This window comes from Wolbachia endosymbiont of Rhagoletis indifferens (genome assembly GCF_048537595.1).
GTDB lineage: Bacteria > Pseudomonadota > Alphaproteobacteria > Rickettsiales > Anaplasmataceae > Wolbachia.
In genome coordinates this window covers 823,454-838,232 of record NZ_CP175923.1, presented here as the reverse complement: position 1 = coordinate 838,232, position 14,779 = coordinate 823,454, and the positions used below count along the sequence as shown (strand labels likewise).

At 36.1% G+C, this 14,779-nt stretch carries 15 protein-coding genes; 5 read left to right on the top strand and 10 right to left on the bottom strand.

All coding sequences use genetic code 11. The features are described 5' to 3' along the window. Positions 1-23: 23 nt before the first annotated feature. From ACJZL1_RS04370 to ACJZL1_RS04355, 4 genes are all read right to left on the bottom strand, one after another. On the bottom strand, positions 24-422 hold the full coding sequence (locus tag ACJZL1_RS04370; RefSeq protein ID WP_419247053.1) for a hypothetical protein: 399 nt from the start codon (positions 420-422) through the stop codon (positions 24-26). A gap of 173 nt (positions 423-595) precedes the next feature. Beyond that, the gene (locus ACJZL1_RS04365; RefSeq protein WP_265025939.1) at positions 596-745 is read right to left on the bottom strand and encodes a hypothetical protein; all 150 of its coding nucleotides are present in this window, start codon (positions 743-745) and stop codon (positions 596-598) included. 423 nt (positions 746-1,168) lie between these two features. Then, on the bottom strand, positions 1,169-1,300 hold the full coding sequence (locus ACJZL1_RS04360; protein WP_419247052.1) for a hypothetical protein: 132 nt from the start codon (positions 1,298-1,300) through the stop codon (positions 1,169-1,171). Between the two features lie 325 nt (positions 1,301-1,625). Beyond that, positions 1,626-2,300, bottom strand: coding sequence for a septal ring lytic transglycosylase RlpA family protein (locus ACJZL1_RS04355; RefSeq protein ID WP_320109921.1), 675 nt, complete (start codon positions 2,298-2,300; stop codon positions 1,626-1,628). Positions 2,301-2,326: 26 nt separating this feature from the next. On the opposite strand from ACJZL1_RS04355, the gene murC reads away from it, so the two are divergent. The 5 genes from murC to fumC all read left to right on the top strand — a co-directional run bounded on the left by murC (position 2,327) and on the right by fumC (position 8,425). Continuing rightward, positions 2,327-3,841 carry a UDP-N-acetylmuramate--L-alanine ligase gene (murC, locus tag ACJZL1_RS04350; protein ID WP_419247051.1) on the top strand — a complete coding sequence of 505 codons (1,515 nt, stop codon included), beginning with the start codon at positions 2,327-2,329 and terminating at the stop codon, positions 3,839-3,841. A 12-nt stretch (positions 3,842-3,853) separates the two neighbouring features. After that, positions 3,854-4,195, top strand: coding sequence for a GIY-YIG nuclease family protein (locus ACJZL1_RS04345; protein WP_406830905.1), 342 nt, complete (start codon positions 3,854-3,856; stop codon positions 4,193-4,195). A 97-nt stretch (positions 4,196-4,292) separates the two neighbouring features. Then, the gene (gene eno, locus ACJZL1_RS04340) at positions 4,293-5,567 is read left to right on the top strand and encodes a phosphopyruvate hydratase (protein WP_265025934.1); all 1,275 of its coding nucleotides are present in this window, start codon (positions 4,293-4,295) and stop codon (positions 5,565-5,567) included. Beyond that, the gene (gene cgtA / locus ACJZL1_RS04335) at positions 5,555-6,577 is read left to right on the top strand and encodes an Obg family GTPase CgtA (RefSeq protein ID WP_265025933.1); all 1,023 of its coding nucleotides are present in this window, start codon (positions 5,555-5,557) and stop codon (positions 6,575-6,577) included. The genes eno and cgtA overlap by 13 nt, the downstream gene beginning before the upstream one ends. 462 nt (positions 6,578-7,039) lie before the next feature. Further along, positions 7,040-8,425: a class II fumarate hydratase gene (gene fumC / locus ACJZL1_RS04330; protein ID WP_265025931.1), complete on the top strand. Its 1,386-nt coding sequence runs from the start codon at positions 7,040-7,042 to the stop codon at positions 8,423-8,425. A 4-nt stretch (positions 8,426-8,429) separates the two neighbouring features. Here fumC and ACJZL1_RS04325 read toward each other — a convergent pair whose 3' ends face one another. The 6 genes from ACJZL1_RS04325 to ACJZL1_RS04300 form a co-directional block, all read right to left on the bottom strand. After that, entirely contained in the window at positions 8,430-9,311 is an 882-nt protein-coding gene (locus tag ACJZL1_RS04325) for an Rpn family recombination-promoting nuclease/putative transposase (RefSeq protein ID WP_265025930.1), read from the bottom strand. Between the two features lie 160 nt (positions 9,312-9,471). Then, positions 9,472-9,705: a hypothetical protein gene (locus ACJZL1_RS04320; RefSeq protein WP_265034796.1), complete on the bottom strand. Its 234-nt coding sequence runs from the start codon at positions 9,703-9,705 to the stop codon at positions 9,472-9,474. Between the two features lie 111 nt (positions 9,706-9,816). Then, positions 9,817-11,097, bottom strand: a complete 1,281-nt coding sequence (ispG, locus tag ACJZL1_RS04315) for a flavodoxin-dependent (E)-4-hydroxy-3-methylbut-2-enyl-diphosphate synthase (protein WP_265025928.1) — start codon at positions 11,095-11,097, stop codon at positions 9,817-9,819. Between the two features lie 16 nt (positions 11,098-11,113). Then, complete coding sequence (locus tag ACJZL1_RS04310) at positions 11,114-11,746, bottom strand: TRP75-related protein (protein ID WP_265025927.1); 633 nt, start codon at positions 11,744-11,746, stop codon at positions 11,114-11,116. A gap of 204 nt (positions 11,747-11,950) precedes the next feature. Further along, entirely contained in the window at positions 11,951-12,499 is a 549-nt protein-coding gene (locus tag ACJZL1_RS04305) for a hypothetical protein (RefSeq protein ID WP_419247050.1), read from the bottom strand. Positions 12,500-12,671: 172 nt separating this feature from the next. After that, positions 12,672-14,777 carry a DNA translocase FtsK 4TM domain-containing protein gene (locus tag ACJZL1_RS04300; protein ID WP_419247049.1) on the bottom strand — a complete coding sequence of 702 codons (2,106 nt, stop codon included), beginning with the start codon at positions 14,775-14,777 and terminating at the stop codon, positions 12,672-12,674. Between the last annotated feature and the right edge of the window lie 2 nt (positions 14,778-14,779).

Here is a 14,779-nt window from a genome sequence, read left to right as displayed (position 1 = left end):
CTCTGGCAGGGACGTGAATAACCCTATAGAATAGGTGTCACGATTAATTTTCCTAGATTTTTTTCAATATATTTTAGATAAAACCTTAAATAATTATCTTGAAGTCTGTACCTTCTGAGTCGTGAATCAGTACCAGTTTTTATATTCCAAGTGTGATCCCTTGCAATAAAACCAGCAAGCTCCAGCTCATGTAGATACTCAGAAATGCGTCCATGTCTTGCAATATCTAAAGCAGTACAAATTTCTTCCTGTTCTTTAGCTCCAGTAGAAAGAGCTCTCACTATTTGCTTATAAAAAGCTGTTTTTCGCATGAATAGATCTGAAAATATTTGGTCAAACTCCTCAACTAAAAACCCACCTTTTGTAAAACAAAGCTTTTTAATATTTTCTTCAGCACCATGTTTAAAATTTACCTCTTCCAAATATTTTGCCGGTTACTGCAAGCACCTTAAACTTTTCGTATGCTGAAATATTTTTTGGCCAAAATCTGTTGCAATCAGAAAGTCCCGAGTGTTAAAGTCAACGATATTCTTCCTACAAAACCAGTACTACTAAGTATGTTTTCAGGATGAAACAAACAACAAAAACTAGCTTGTTATAGCTGTGTATCCCAAAAATTCTTTATTTTTCCTAAAAAAGTTGGATCTTTTGAGCCCATCCAAGAAATTTCATCAAATAGCAATAATATTTTCCCTGATAGTAGACGTTCACCAACTGCCCATACTCCAGTCATCATATCTAGCAAAAAAATTGTCTAGCAACTTGTCTAGAAAATTCATTAAGTTGGTGGGATGTTGTAGTATGCTTTTCTGGTGGCAAACCTATAAATGAGTAATACTGCTCGAAATGCTTACCAAACTCTTGAATTAAACGACTTTTTCCTATACGACGTCTTCCTTTGACTACTACAAAAGAAGCAGTATTTTTTTCTGTAAGTTCCAGTAGTTGCTTTTTGCCTACCAATAAATAATGGAGACATAAAATACAAAATATAAATCTTTGTCTCCATTATACACAATGAAATTGGAGACGTAAATAAGTAAATTTTGATCTTTGTCTCTATAATGCTATAGCTAAACTGACTTACGACAATTTGAAAAACCGTCATCCCGCTACGTGTTAGCGGGATCTAGAGATACCGTGACGGTATGACAAGGGAGAACAGTTGCTACGTGTTAGCGGATGAGATACCGCGAATGAATCCATAGCTGTACGAACATTCATTTTTGAAGGTAAACTGCACAGCAAATGGTGTCATTCCAGTGCTTGACACTGGAATCCAGCCTTGCCGTAATCTCATCAAGAACGTTGTGTTTTAACATAAGATCAGCCACTTTTATGCTTATCAACTTAGTGCCCAATCAAAATTCCTGGATCCCAGTGTCTGGGCACTGGGATGACATCCTTCTGGTAGGCTCAAATTGTAATGTTCGTACAGTTGTGGAATGAATCACGGTATGACGGTTTGCGGCGGCATGACGATAACCTCGTCATCTTGCTACTAGTTAGCGCCGCGGCGGTATAGCTATAAATTGTTGATATCTTTTTTATATCACATTTTTAACTTACAATAGTTAGCCAGCGTTTCTTACATTAACCAAATCTTTCAAATTCTGCACTCACCGCTACCTATAACTCACTTTCACACAATATTGATTGTTCTTAAAAAGCAATCTAACATTTTTCATTCCTTGATTACGAAGCTTCGATGCAGCTGATTTAGCAGCCTGAGCACTTTTAAAAAATGCAACATATCCCTTACTTTCTGCACTGTCTTGTTTCGGGTGATGTTTCTGCATTTCTTTTTCATATTGCTTTCTATAATGAGGAGTATTTTGTATCAATTGTTCTGACATCTTTCTTAGGTATTGGACTTTTACCTTTGCAAGCCCTACTTTATGAAATCCTAAGACTTGAGCTGCTTTTTCTGATAAGTCTATTATTCTGCCTTTAATAAATGGTCCTCTATCGTTAACTCTTGTAACAAGCTTTCTTCCATTTTCTAAATTAGTGACAAGAACAAAGCAGGGTAAAGGCAAAGTCTTATGCGCTGCAGAGATCAAGTGGCGGTTAAACACTTCACCATTTGCTGTAAGCGTGCCATGATCTTCTATTCCATACCACGATGCTATTCCTATTTCTTCGTGATGTTTACAGTTTTTTGGGTGATAAGTTATACCATTTATTGTGTAGCTGCTGCCAATTTTATAATGACCTGCAGTGCAATTAAACCTGTTGCTAAAACTGCAGCTACTTATCAAAACAAATGTTAGACATAGAAAGGTTAGGTTTTTTATCATTGTATTCGGTAAGAGGGTTCGATACTATGAGGATTTTAAATTATACTATAATAAATTTAGTAATGAGTAAACATCTACTGCTAAATATTAACAAAACTCAAAAAGGAATAATACATATTATTGGTATAGGTGGAATCGGAATGAGTGCCATTGCTGAAATTCTCCATAATTCCAATTACAAAGTTCAAGGCAGTGATGCGCAGTCAAACGACAATGTAGATAGGTTACAAAAGCTGGGTATAGAAGTTTACATTGGTCACAATGCTGATAATATAAGCCAAGCTCAAATAGTTGTACATTCTTCTGCGATAGAATCTGATAATGTGGAGTTAATTGCGGCAAAAAATAACAATAAAACCATTTTGCATAGATCAGACATACTTGCTGAACTTTTAAGAGATAAATATGTGATAGCGGTTTCAGGTTCAAGTGGTAAGACAACGACAACGGCAATGATTGCTTCCATTTTTGATCATTCTAATGTCGATGCAACTGTAATTGTGGGAGGAATACTGAATTCATATCAAAGTAATTCAAGACTTGGAAGGAGTGACATTTTTTTAATCGAAGCTGATGAATCAGATGGAACTATGCTGAAGATTCCTGCAAATATTGCTGTCATAACGAGTATTAACGACGATCATATGGATCATTATGGTACATTCGACGATATTAAAAATGCATTCTCTCAGTTTATAAGCAAAGCAGATTTTGCAGTTTTGCCTGATTCTGTAGGCATTAATTATGATGCAAGTAACTCTATGATGTTTGGATTTGAGGGTGCCAATATTAAAGCTGTTAATATTAAGCAGCATGCTAACAGCATAGAATTTGATGTATTGAACAACTGGATTCCAGTATCAAGTACTGGAATGACAGAAGAACAGGTGTCATCCCATCACCATCTGTCATCCCAGTGCGTGACACTGGGATCCAGAAATATAAAAAATGTAGTGCTGTCAAACGCAATTGGAATTCACAAAGTCAGCAACGCCTTAGCTGCAATATCGGTTGCAATAAAACTCGGGATTAGCGATGCAGAGATTAAAAAAGGCCTTTTGGAATTTCAAGGAGTAGCAAGAAGATTCTCTTTGATTGCCGATATTAAAGGTGTTAAGTTAATTGAGGATTATGCCCATCATCCAAATGAAATATATGCAACTTTAACGGCTGCACGTTCGATTACTAAAGGAAAAGTAATAGGAATTATCGAACCACTTCGTTTTGCTCGCATTCGTAATTTTTTTGATGAATTCATACGAATTTTCATGATATTTGATTATGTCATCCTCACCCCTGTTCATCCCCCAGAAGACAAGCCTATTCCTGGTTGTGGGATTAATGATATACAAGAAGCTTTAATCAGTAATGGGTTTGATAGCGTAAAAATCATGAATGATTCTCTACTCATTTCACATTTTATTAGTGATTCGACAAGTCCAGGTGATATAGTATTATTTATTGGTGCTGGTAGTAATATAGCTAAATTGGCAAAGGAAGCTGCGAAGCTCATAGCAGAAACTATACAAACATCTAGTTAAACGATAGAATAAATGCAAGTACCGGTGTCATTCCAGTGCTTGACACTGGAATCCAGTCAACTATATATGAAGAGTTATTATGTTTATATACTTGCAAGTGAACGCAACGGAACTTTATACGTAGGTGTGACATCAAATTTGATAAAACGAATTTATGAACATAAAAGTGAAACTGTTTCTAGTTTTACGTCAAAATACGGTGTTTATAGATTGGTTTATTTCGAAGAGTTCCAAGACATAAATTTAGCTATTACTAGAGAAAAGCTTTTAAAAAGTTGGCAAAGAAAATGGAAAATGAATTTAATCGAGAAAGAGAATCCAGACTGGGAGGATTTATATGATAAAATTGTGTAGTAAAACTGGATCCCAGTGTCGGAGCACTGGGATGACAACTAGAATTATCTTCAGATCACACGTTTGTACAGAAAGTTTACAGTAGGGATTTAATGCAATGAATAAGATAATCAATAACGTATTTGCAAGAGAAATTTTAGATAGCAGGGGTTACCCCACTGTTGAGGTAGAGATTGAGCTCTGTGATGGAGCAATAGGCAGAGCATCTGTACCTTCTGGAGCTTCAACCGGTAAATTAGAAGCCTTGGAACTCAGGGACCAAGATGAGAAAAGGTATTGTGGTAAAGGAGTGCTGAAAGCTGTTCAAGCTGTAAATGGAGTGATAGCGAATAAAATTATCGGCATGGATGCAACAGATCAAAATGCAATTGATAAAGCATTAATTGAACTAGATGGAACAAAAAATAAATCTAAACTTGGAGCAAATGCAACTTTGGGTGTGTCTCTTGCGGTTGCAAAAGCAGCAGCAAACAGTTTCAAAATACCGTTGTATAGATATTTGGGAGGAGAGCAGATGAGTGTTATGCCGGTTCCATTCATTAACATAATTAATGGTGGAGTACATGCAGACAATAAGCTCAATTTCCAAGAATTCATGATTCTTCCAGTCGGTGCTGAGACTTTCAGTGAAGCAATCAGAATATCTGCGGAGGTGTTCCACAACTTACGTAGCATTCTTAAGAAAAAAGGTTATAGCACAAACGTAGGAGATGAAGGTGGTTTTGCACCAAATATTGAAAGTACTGAAGAAGCACTTGATTTGATCATATACGCTATAGAATCAGCAGGTTATTCAGCACAAAATCACTTTGCACTAGGCCTTGATGTTGCTTCATCTACTTTTTATGAAGATGGAATTTACAAATTTGAAAACAGAGATCTTACTTCAGAGAAATTGGCTGAATACTATTGTGACCTTGTGGAAAAATATCCAATAATTTCTATAGAAGATGCAATGAGTGAAGACGATTACGAAGGTTGGAAATTACTTACTGCAAAATTGGGGAGTAAAGTTCAATTAGTAGGGGATGATTTGTTTGTTACAAATTGTGAACTGATATGCAAAGGAATAGAGGAAAAAATGGCAAATGCTGTACTGATCAAGCCAAATCAAATAGGGACGTTAACAGAAACTTTTGCTGCTATTGAAATGGCAAAATCAAATGGCTATAAAGCTGTTATTTCTCATCGCTCAGGTGAAACAGAAGACACAACAATATCTCATATAGCAGTTGCATCAAATTGCGGGCAGATAAAAACCGGGTCGCTATCGCGTTCTGATAGACTCGCGAAGTATAACGAGCTAATGAGAATAGAAAGCGCATTAGGAAAGGATGCTAAATATTATCGTGGGTTAGCATGGGTTTTATAGACGAAGTAAAATTGTGTTTAAAAGCCGGTGACGGTGGTGACGGCTGTGCAAGTTTTCGTCGAGAAAAGTTCGTTGAATTTGGTGGTCCAAATGGTGGTAATGGAGGAAAGGGTGGAAACATAGTTTTCATCAGCGACGCTAATCTCAACACTTTGCTTCATTTTCGTTATAGAAGACACATTAAAGCAGATAGTGGGAAAAATGGTGCAGGCAGGGATAGATCTGGCACAGCAGGGAAAGACGTTATACTTCGAGTTCCAGTCGGTGCACAAATAATTGATGAAGAAAGTGAAGAGATAATAGTCGATCTTGACAAGCCTGATATGGAATTTTTAATAGCACAGGGTGGAAAAGGTGGACTTGGAAATACTAATTTTAAATCTTCTACTAATAAGGCACCAAGACATTTTACTTACGGTCAGCCTGGCGAAGAAAAACATGTATTGTTAAAACTAAAAGTTTTATCAGATGTTGGAATTATTGGCATGCCAAACGCAGGTAAATCAAAATTTTTGACTCGCTGCTCAAATTCCGATACAAAAGTAGGCGATTATCCATTTACCACCGTAAGACCCCACTTAGGTGTGGCAAAAGTGGATGATAGCGAAGTTGTAATAGCAGATATTCCTGGAATAATTACTGATGCTCACCTTGGAGTTGGGCTCGGACATAAATTTTTAAAGCACATAGAAAGGTGTCAAATTTTACTTCATTTAATTGATGCAACTCACGATGATGTTATTTCAGCTTATAATTGTACACATAATGAGCTGGAGCTTTACGATAGCGATCTTGTTAAAAAAGAAGAAATTGTAGTACTGAACAAATGCGACTTATTGAGGGAAGCAGAAATTCTGGAAAAGAAGAATCACCTAGCCAATTATCTTAATAAAGAAGTGCTGTGCTTATCAATTAATGGTGATTTACAGCCTATTTTGAGATTATTAAGTAAAAAATTGAAAAAGAGTAATTCTAAGGAAATCGATGTATATGATCCTTTTAAAGCGTAAATTTTCTATCTGTGGCTGTACAAGAATGGTAGCGTGCGACCAGAACTAAGCGTACAATTGTGCAAACATTGTGATTTGAGTCTACCAGATCCCAGTGCTACTTTCTTGTCATACGAGTAGCTGGCACTGGAATAACGCCCTCCTTACATGGTCACTGGGGTGACAGGATGAAGGTACTGGGATGCCAGTGTCGGCTACTTGCATGACATCGTCGTAACATTGTACCATATTGCAATGTTTGTACACTTGACACTAAAATCCAATATGATTTAATTAACCAAGAAATGTAGTATAGCTAAACTGACTTAGATTTACCGACAATTTGGAAAATGACAAATTCGTCATTCCGCTACTAGTTAGCGGAATCTATGCCGAGGTACCGCGATTCATTCGCGGTATGACATGTTGCTTAGGTCAGCTATAAGTAGTAGAGTAACAGAATTCTAATGCAAAGGAGAAAGTATGGTAAGAATAGAATCAGACAGCTTAGGGGAAGTAAAAGTACCAAGTGAACATTACTGGGGAGCGCAGACTCAGCGTTCTTTAGAAAATTTTAAGATTGGCACAGAAAAAATGCCAGAGCCTCTGATTAAAGCATTAGCAATAGTAAAACTTGCAGCAGCACGTGTTAACATGAAGCAGGGTAGCATAGATAATAAGGTAGGGGACGCAATCTGCGCAGCCACAAGGGAAGTAATAGATGGCAAATTTAATAATGAATTTCCGCTTGTTGTTTGGCAAACCGGATCCGGAACGCAGACTAATATGAATATGAATGAAGTGATCAGCAATCGCGCAATAGAGATTTTAGGTGGTAATTTGGGTAGTAAATCTCCAATACATCCAAACGATCATGTGAATTATGGTCAGTCGTCAAATGACACCTTTCCAACAGCAATGCATATAGCAGCAGCAGAGCAAATAAACTGCTTGCTTATTCCAAATCTTGAAAAATTGCATAAGGTGCTGGATAATAAGGTTCAGGAATTTAAAGATATAATAAAAGTAGGACGTACTCATCTGCAAGATGCAACGCCCCTAACACTGGGACAGGAGTTCTCTGGCTATGCAGCCCAGATTAAAAAGGGGATAGAGAGAGTAAAATCAACTTTAAGTGATATATATGAGCTTGCACAAGGTGGCACTGCAGTTGGCACGGGACTCAATACTAAAAAGGGTTTTGCTGAAGATTTTTCAAGCCAAGTTGCAGAAATTACTAACCTTCCATTTACTTCAGCAGGCAATAAATTTGAAGCGCTAGCAGCAAATGATGCTTTAGTTGAGCTCAGTGGAACACTCAATACAGTAGCAGTCAGTTTAATGAAAATTGCAAATGATATAAGGTTGCTTGGTTCTGGTCCAAGATGCGGAATTGGGGAAATAATGTTACCGGAAAATGAGCCTGGTTCTTCAATTATGCCAGGTAAAGTGAATCCAACTCAGTGTGAAGCGGTGACTATGGTATGCACTCAAGTTATGGGAAATCATGTTGCTGTAACAATTGGTGGCTCAAGTGGTCATTTTGAACTGAACGTGTTTAAGCCAGTGATAATTTACAATGTTTTGCAGTCTATAAGACTTTTAGCTGATGCAAGTTTAAATTTTACAGAAAAATGTGTAGTTGGTATTAAAGCAAATGAAGAGAGGATAAAAGATTTACTGAATCAGTCGTTGATGTTGGTCACTATATTAAATACGCATATAGGGTACGACAATGCAGCAAAAATAGCGAAGCTTGCTTATAAAGAAAATATCACTCTAAAAGAAGCAGCAGCAAAACTTCAACTGCTCACTGAGGAGGAGTTTGAAAGGATAGTGAAACCAGAAGAAATGGTAAATTATTTGTAACCGCTCACAAATTTCCACTTAATTCTTCAATCTCACTAATAGAAAGGCCAGTAAACTTGACAATAGTGTTGACATCAACATTATTAGCCAGCATTGCTTTTGCGACTTCAATTTTCCCTTCCTCTTTACCAATTTTTTTGCCTTTTTCAGTAGCAAGATCAAGTCTGTATTCAAGAATAGCTTCTTCTTTGCGTAGATCCATTATCCTTTCTTCGTAAGCTACTAAATCTTTTTCGTTCCAACGAAACTTATCTAACTCATCATATGCTAGCTTTATTATTGGTGCTTTTTCTGCTATCTCTTTTAAGTCCTCTTCTGTTGTTTCTTCTGCGTATTTAAAAAAGAAACACCACCTTTCTACTATACTTTCTAACTGCTCTACTTTACTTTTTGAAAATTTGGGCAATTCTATAAAGATAAATTGAAAATCTTTTAAGTAGTGGCCGTTGGTTTTTATATCACGTATATTATGAGTAGAGATATAACCAACTTCTTCAGGAAGTAAGTTACAATTTGATATAGCAATAAAGAAGACTTTCTTTAAATCAATGTAGTTGCCAGATTTATCTAATTGTCTTGAATAAGCCTTAGCAGCATACAGTTGGGCACGTTTCTCAAAGCCCTTGTCTCTAGCAAGCTGCATTTCTGCTATATATCTATTTCCGTGAGAATCCTTGCAGAGAACATCAACAATACTTTGTTTATCAGAGGCAACTTCGGGATCCATAATAGTGCTAAGAAACTCAACTTCTTGTATTGCATTTATCTCAGTAAACCCTAAAATATCGTTCAAAAAGTGGATAAGAATATTCTTATTTTTTTCCGTTCCAAAGATTTTTTTGAAACACAAATCATTGCGAGGATCGAGAAATTTTGAAAGAGCCATGGCAAAAATGCTTGAAATTATTAATAATTATACACTGTTATTAACAATTATTCAACCATATTTTTGAAAATAGCTAGTTTCTGTATTTACTTTAAATTGAAGAAAGCTCAAATGAAAGATCGTGTTTTGCTAAAAATCACAGAATGCAGTCTGGTTACAATTATTTATCACTAGTGCCTAAAGTGATCTCCTTTATCCTCTCATCTGCTAATATTTTTAATTTCTCACCATATCTATAATAATTTCGCTTTATAACGTATAACTCATCAGCAGAAGAAGAATCTAATTTAGGGTAATATTCGTAATTGCAATTTTCTTCGATGTCCTCAATGCTTATAGATGATGCTAAAAATGGAGACAAAACTAATAGTAAAATAAGTAAAAAGCTTTTCATATCAATTATTTAAACTCAATTGTGTTATAAATATATTAATAGCGAAAAAAGAAAAACAAGGTTTAATTTTCTTTTTTATTTGCGATTTATCTATTAATTAACCGTGAAAGGTTACGTGTAATGCTCCTTCACATAATTATCAATAATTGCCTTAAATTCTTCAGAGACATTATCACCTTGTAAAGTTTTGAAATATTTGCCGTTTTTGTAGACTGCTGAAACAGGTTTTTCTCCATATCCAGGCAAGCTGATTCCCAAATTTGCGTGTTTGCTTTCTCCAGGACCATTTACTATGCATCCCATAACAGCAATGCTCATATGCTCTACACCTGGATTTTTTTTCTTCCACATCGGCATATGAGTTTTTATATAGCCATTCACCTCTTCAGTTAATATACGAAAACGATCGCTACTCGTGCGCCCACAACCAGGACATGAATTAACCTGAGGGTTAAAGTGTCGCAAGCCTATAGACTGCAATATTTCCTGACACACCACCACTTCATTAGTACGCGATTCACCAGGACGTTGAGTCAAAGAAGCCCGTATGGTATCTCCAATGCCATTTTGCAATAAATAAGTAAGCCCTGCTGCGGTATTTACCACACCTTTATTGCCCATACCAGCCTCAGTTAAACCCAAATGCAGTGCATAATTGGAAGATTTTGCAAGTGCCGTATAAACTAAAATTAAATCTTGTACTTTGCTAACTTTACATGAAATGATTATTTTGTTTGAACTTAGACCAATTTCTTCAGCTTTTTTTGCACTATCAAGAGCAGACATTACAAGTGCTTTGCGCAGTATAACATCAGAAGGCCTTGAATTACTAAGCGAAGAGTTTTCATCCATCAGTTTTTGTAAAAGGTATTTATCAAGACTACCCCAATTTACTCCAATTCTAACCGGAAGATTATGCATTATTGCATACTCTATAACCCTTTCAAACTTCTCATCACGTTTGTGGCCAAAGCCTATATTGCCTGGATTGATTCTAATTTTACCCAGCATTTTGATGTTGTCTGGATAATCTTGAACTAATTTATCTAGCTCATATTGACCGCAGCCTACCAATATTTTACCGTCAAAACCTTCTTTATTTATCTCTTCTACTATATAAGGTATTGCTCTTGCTACCTCCTCTGAGTTCAAGGCAATTCGCACCAATTCTGAACCTGTACGCGCTAGTTCTGTTATCTCTTTTGCATAATGTTTTGCGCTACTTTTTATATTATCAGAATCTATATGCACGCCAAGCGCCATAGATTGTACAACTACAGGATTATTTCCACCTATCTTTACTTTTCCAACTTCTACAACATGAGTTTTGTGCCTGGAAATCGGCGATAATTCATATGCATCATCATTCAATATTAGGTCTTTATCTAGCATATTATTAATTGTGATACTATTTTACTGTGTCAGCTACACTGCCAAATGAACTCGAACCATTCAAACTATAAGCATCTACGTTATCCAAATTAGCAATAGAATCATGTGAACATGTTCTTTTTGATGGAGTTTTTTTTATAGTGATATTCATAGGAGAAACTTTTTTTTCTCGTGTTGAAGTAATTTTTTTTCCTTCTTGTTCATGCTGCTCACTTTCATACTGCTTATTTTCATACTGGGAAACTGGCTCTTGATCTATAAATACAGCACCCCTTAAACGCGCGATATTAATACCATGCTGATTTATCATAGCGCTCTCTTCATCGTCGACTATGCAAGCTTCCATGTCATTTGGCTCATTATCAAGACTAGCAATTTTTTTCTCTTTTAATTTTTTGATTAGATCTTCTTTATTTATAGCTCGATCTTGTGACTTTTTTTTCTTGAGCAATTCCCTACGCTTCTCATACAGTTTATATGACTCAGCAAAATCCTCATCTGTATGAAAGTTTGCACCACCAGGGTTACCAGGAGGTATGTATTTCTTACTGAGCTTTACCTTAGACTTAGCTTCAGCACTATGCACAGTAAAAAAGCTAGAAACCAAAAACATTAATATGAACAAAACTTTAGAAAAAATCCTAAGCATATGGTGCTATAGTAAATATCGTGTTTTAAAAGATAGCAATTAACAAACTTTAAGTAAACCAGAATCTTTACTAACTTTACAATAATATGTCACAAATATTTTTCTAAAAAGTGATATGTTTGCTATCAAAAAACCTACATAGGCTAAGAGAAGAGTAAGGTGTTACAAGCTATGTAACACCTTCTTAAGAAGAGTGTTATGCAGCTATATAGTTTGCACTTTTAAGTTATTCTGTAGTTTTTCAGTACCATCGGTAGTATCTACATTACTAAGTTTTGCTTTTGGTGTATCTTGATCAAGCGAGTTCTTTTCTTTCTCCCTCTCAAGCTTAACTCCCTGATAGATGCAGAATGCAACAAAACAAGTTATCGCTGTTACAGCAACAGCAGTGGCTATGGTACAAATTAGTAGTGTTTTTTCTTGTTCTCCTACTGCTTCTGTAAGTGTTTCCACTTTTTCTTGCAGGCCGTTTAAGTGCTCTTGCATACCTTGAAACTGCTCAGTACCAATCTTTTCTTTTAATGCACTAAATACCTCTTCAAACTGTTTAGCATCAATCTTTTGAGCTTCTTGCCACTCTTTTAATGCACTAAATACCTCTTCAAACTGTTTAGCATCAATCTTTTGAGCTTCTTGCCATTCTTTTAATGCACTAAATACCTTTTGAAACTGCTCAGCATCAATCTGTTGACTTCCCTGCAATGCTGTTATATCTGACTTATCAAAGCCAAGTACCCATTTAGTTACACTCATTTTTACCCCCTAGTTAATTAATATATTATAATTTTACATTCCCAATGTTTAAATTATTATTAAATTAACTGTCATTATGTATTGACCTTTTAATAATTTTGTTTGACTTGCTTTTTGAAAGTGCGGAAACTTAAATTAAGGTATTTACAAGGTTGCAAAAAAAGAAGCCCTGTTATTCAACCAATATCTCTCTTTTCCCTGAGTAATTTGGAGCGCTGATAATACCTTCCTTTTCCATTCTTTCAACGATGTTTGCAGCTCTGTTATAGCCTATTCTAAGTTGTCGTTGAATGTAACTGGTTGAAACTTTTTGATCTCTTTGAATGATGGCCACTGCTTGGTTGTAAAGGTCGTTTTCTTCATCCTCTGTTTCACCTTCTGATTCCACAGAAGAATTTTCATCTTCTTTGGTGATTTCCTCCATGTAATTCGGCTCACCTTGCATTTTCAGATGATCAACTATATCTTGCACCTCATTATCACTTACAAATGGGCCGTGAACTCGAATGATCTTACCACCAGAGGCCATATAGAGCATATCACCCATGCCGAGCAATTGTTCAGCCCCTTGTTCGCCAAGTATTGTGCGGCTATCTATCTTAGAAGTAACAGCAAAACTGATTCTTGTTGGAAAGTTTGCCTTTATCACACCTGTTATCACATCCACGGATGGACGTTGTGTTGCCATTATGATGTGTATTCCTGCAGCACGAGCCATCTGAGCTAAACGTTGAATAGAGCACTCTATTTCTTTACCGGCAACAAGCATTAGATCTGCCATTTCATCCACGATCACTACAATATATGGAAATGTCTCCATCTTGATTGGTATTTTTTCAAACAAAGGTTTGCCTGTTGTTGAATTAAAGCCAATCTGCACAACGCGCTCCAATTCTATTCCACTATTCATCGCTTCTGTGATTTTCTGATTATAGTTTATTACGTTGCGCACATTCAAATACGACATCATGCGATAACGATTTTCCATTTCTTTCACTATCCACTTAAGAGCGACTACAGCCTTTTTTGGCTCTGTTACCACTGGCGTTATTAGATGCGGTATTGCATCATATATCGAAAGCTCAAGCATTTTGGGGTCGATCATTATCATCTTACATTCATCAGGACTTAATCGATAAACGAGTGAAAGAATCATAGTGTTAATCGCAACTGATTTACCCGACCCTGTGGTTCCAGCAACAAGCAAGTGGGGCATTTTAGTCAGATCTGCAATAACTGGTTTTCCGCTTATTTCCTTGCCAAGCGCAATTGGAAGATTTAAGTTTGCATTCTGGTATTCTGGGGATTCAAGCAAATCACGCAGCATTACAATTTCTCGTTCCTTGTTCGGCAACTCTATTCCCATAGCATTTTGCCCACGAATTATTGAAATACGTGCAGAGAGTGCACTCATTGAACGTGCAATATCATCTGCAAGGCCAATCACTCTTGCAGATTTCGTGCCAGCTTGTGGTTCAAGTTTGTATAAAGTCACAACCGGCCCATAGCATACACTGATAATTTTTCCTTGCACGCCAAAATCACTCAGGACTTGTTCCAGCAGAGATAAATTTTTATTGCTCTCCATTTTATTCAGCTGCTTTCTCTGCAAAGACTCCTCTGCTTTAGAAAGTAAATGAATGCTTGGAAACTCGAACTCACTGGAAGGTTTAAAAATTTCTTCGGTCTGTCTTTTTCTTGGTTGTTGTTTAGTAATTCTATGTTTTTCTTCTACTACTAATGGTGCAACTGAATATTCAGCAGTTTTATGTGATCTGAAGAATGGAACATTTACAAATAAGCAAGCTATTTTTTTACATAAGAAGAATAGAGAGTAAATTGTTCTCTTCCAACCAACCGATCCTATAAGACCTATTGATGTTACTATCACAAATACATAAAACGGGCAGTTATTAATTAGTGCATTCCCTATTATTCCACTGTGTCTGTACCTTGCAGTGATGCCTAGCGAAAGTTGTGGTAGTATAGCACATATCCCTAAATTGATTAATATTAAATAGAGAATTTTTAGCAGCCTTTTTGATGGCCTGAAGATCAACAAGTAAACTATGGTTGTAGCTATTGTAACACTAGTTAATCCAAGAAATTGAACCAATATATCAGCTAAATATGAACTTACTATTCCACCTAAATTTGTCACTTCCTCATTTGTAGCTGTGTTTAAGGAAGGATCTTTATAGTTGTAGCTAAAAACTGATATATATATATATATTAAGAGTGATAGATATACTGCTGCTTTTAGATATCTTTTTAGCATCT

What these genes read in the sequence shown, in the direction of transcription:
- ACJZL1_RS04305 (WP_419247050.1), bottom strand. Translation starts at nt 12,499, where the DNA reads ATGAGTGTAACTAAATGGGTACTTGGCTTTGATAAGTCAGATATAACA.
- ACJZL1_RS04360 (WP_419247052.1), bottom strand. Translation starts at nt 1,300, where the DNA reads ATGAGATTACGGCAAGGCTGGATTCCAGTGTCAAGCACTGGAATGACA.
- ACJZL1_RS04325 (WP_265025930.1), bottom strand. Translation starts at nt 9,311, where the DNA reads ATGGCTCTTTCAAAATTTCTCGATCCTCGCAATGATTTGTGTTTCAAA.
- cgtA (WP_265025933.1), top strand. Translation starts at nt 5,555, where the DNA reads ATGGGTTTTATAGACGAAGTAAAATTGTGTTTAAAAGCCGGTGACGGT.
- eno (WP_265025934.1), top strand. Translation starts at nt 4,293, where the DNA reads ATGAATAAGATAATCAATAACGTATTTGCAAGAGAAATTTTAGATAGC.
- ACJZL1_RS04300 (WP_419247049.1), bottom strand. Translation starts at nt 14,777, where the DNA reads ATGCTAAAAAGATATCTAAAAGCAGCAGTATATCTATCACTCTTAATA.
- ACJZL1_RS04310 (WP_265025927.1), bottom strand. Translation starts at nt 11,746, where the DNA reads ATGCTTAGGATTTTTTCTAAAGTTTTGTTCATATTAATGTTTTTGGTT.
- murC (WP_419247051.1), top strand. Translation starts at nt 2,327, where the DNA reads ATGAGGATTTTAAATTATACTATAATAAATTTAGTAATGAGTAAACAT.
- ACJZL1_RS04355 (WP_320109921.1), bottom strand. Translation starts at nt 2,300, where the DNA reads ATGATAAAAAACCTAACCTTTCTATGTCTAACATTTGTTTTGATAAGT.
- ACJZL1_RS04345 (WP_406830905.1), top strand. Translation starts at nt 3,854, where the DNA reads ATGCAAGTACCGGTGTCATTCCAGTGCTTGACACTGGAATCCAGTCAA.
- fumC (WP_265025931.1), top strand. Translation starts at nt 7,040, where the DNA reads ATGGTAAGAATAGAATCAGACAGCTTAGGGGAAGTAAAAGTACCAAGT.
- ispG (WP_265025928.1), bottom strand. Translation starts at nt 11,097, where the DNA reads ATGCTAGATAAAGACCTAATATTGAATGATGATGCATATGAATTATCG.
- ACJZL1_RS04320 (WP_265034796.1), bottom strand. Translation starts at nt 9,705, where the DNA reads ATGAAAAGCTTTTTACTTATTTTACTATTAGTTTTGTCTCCATTTTTA.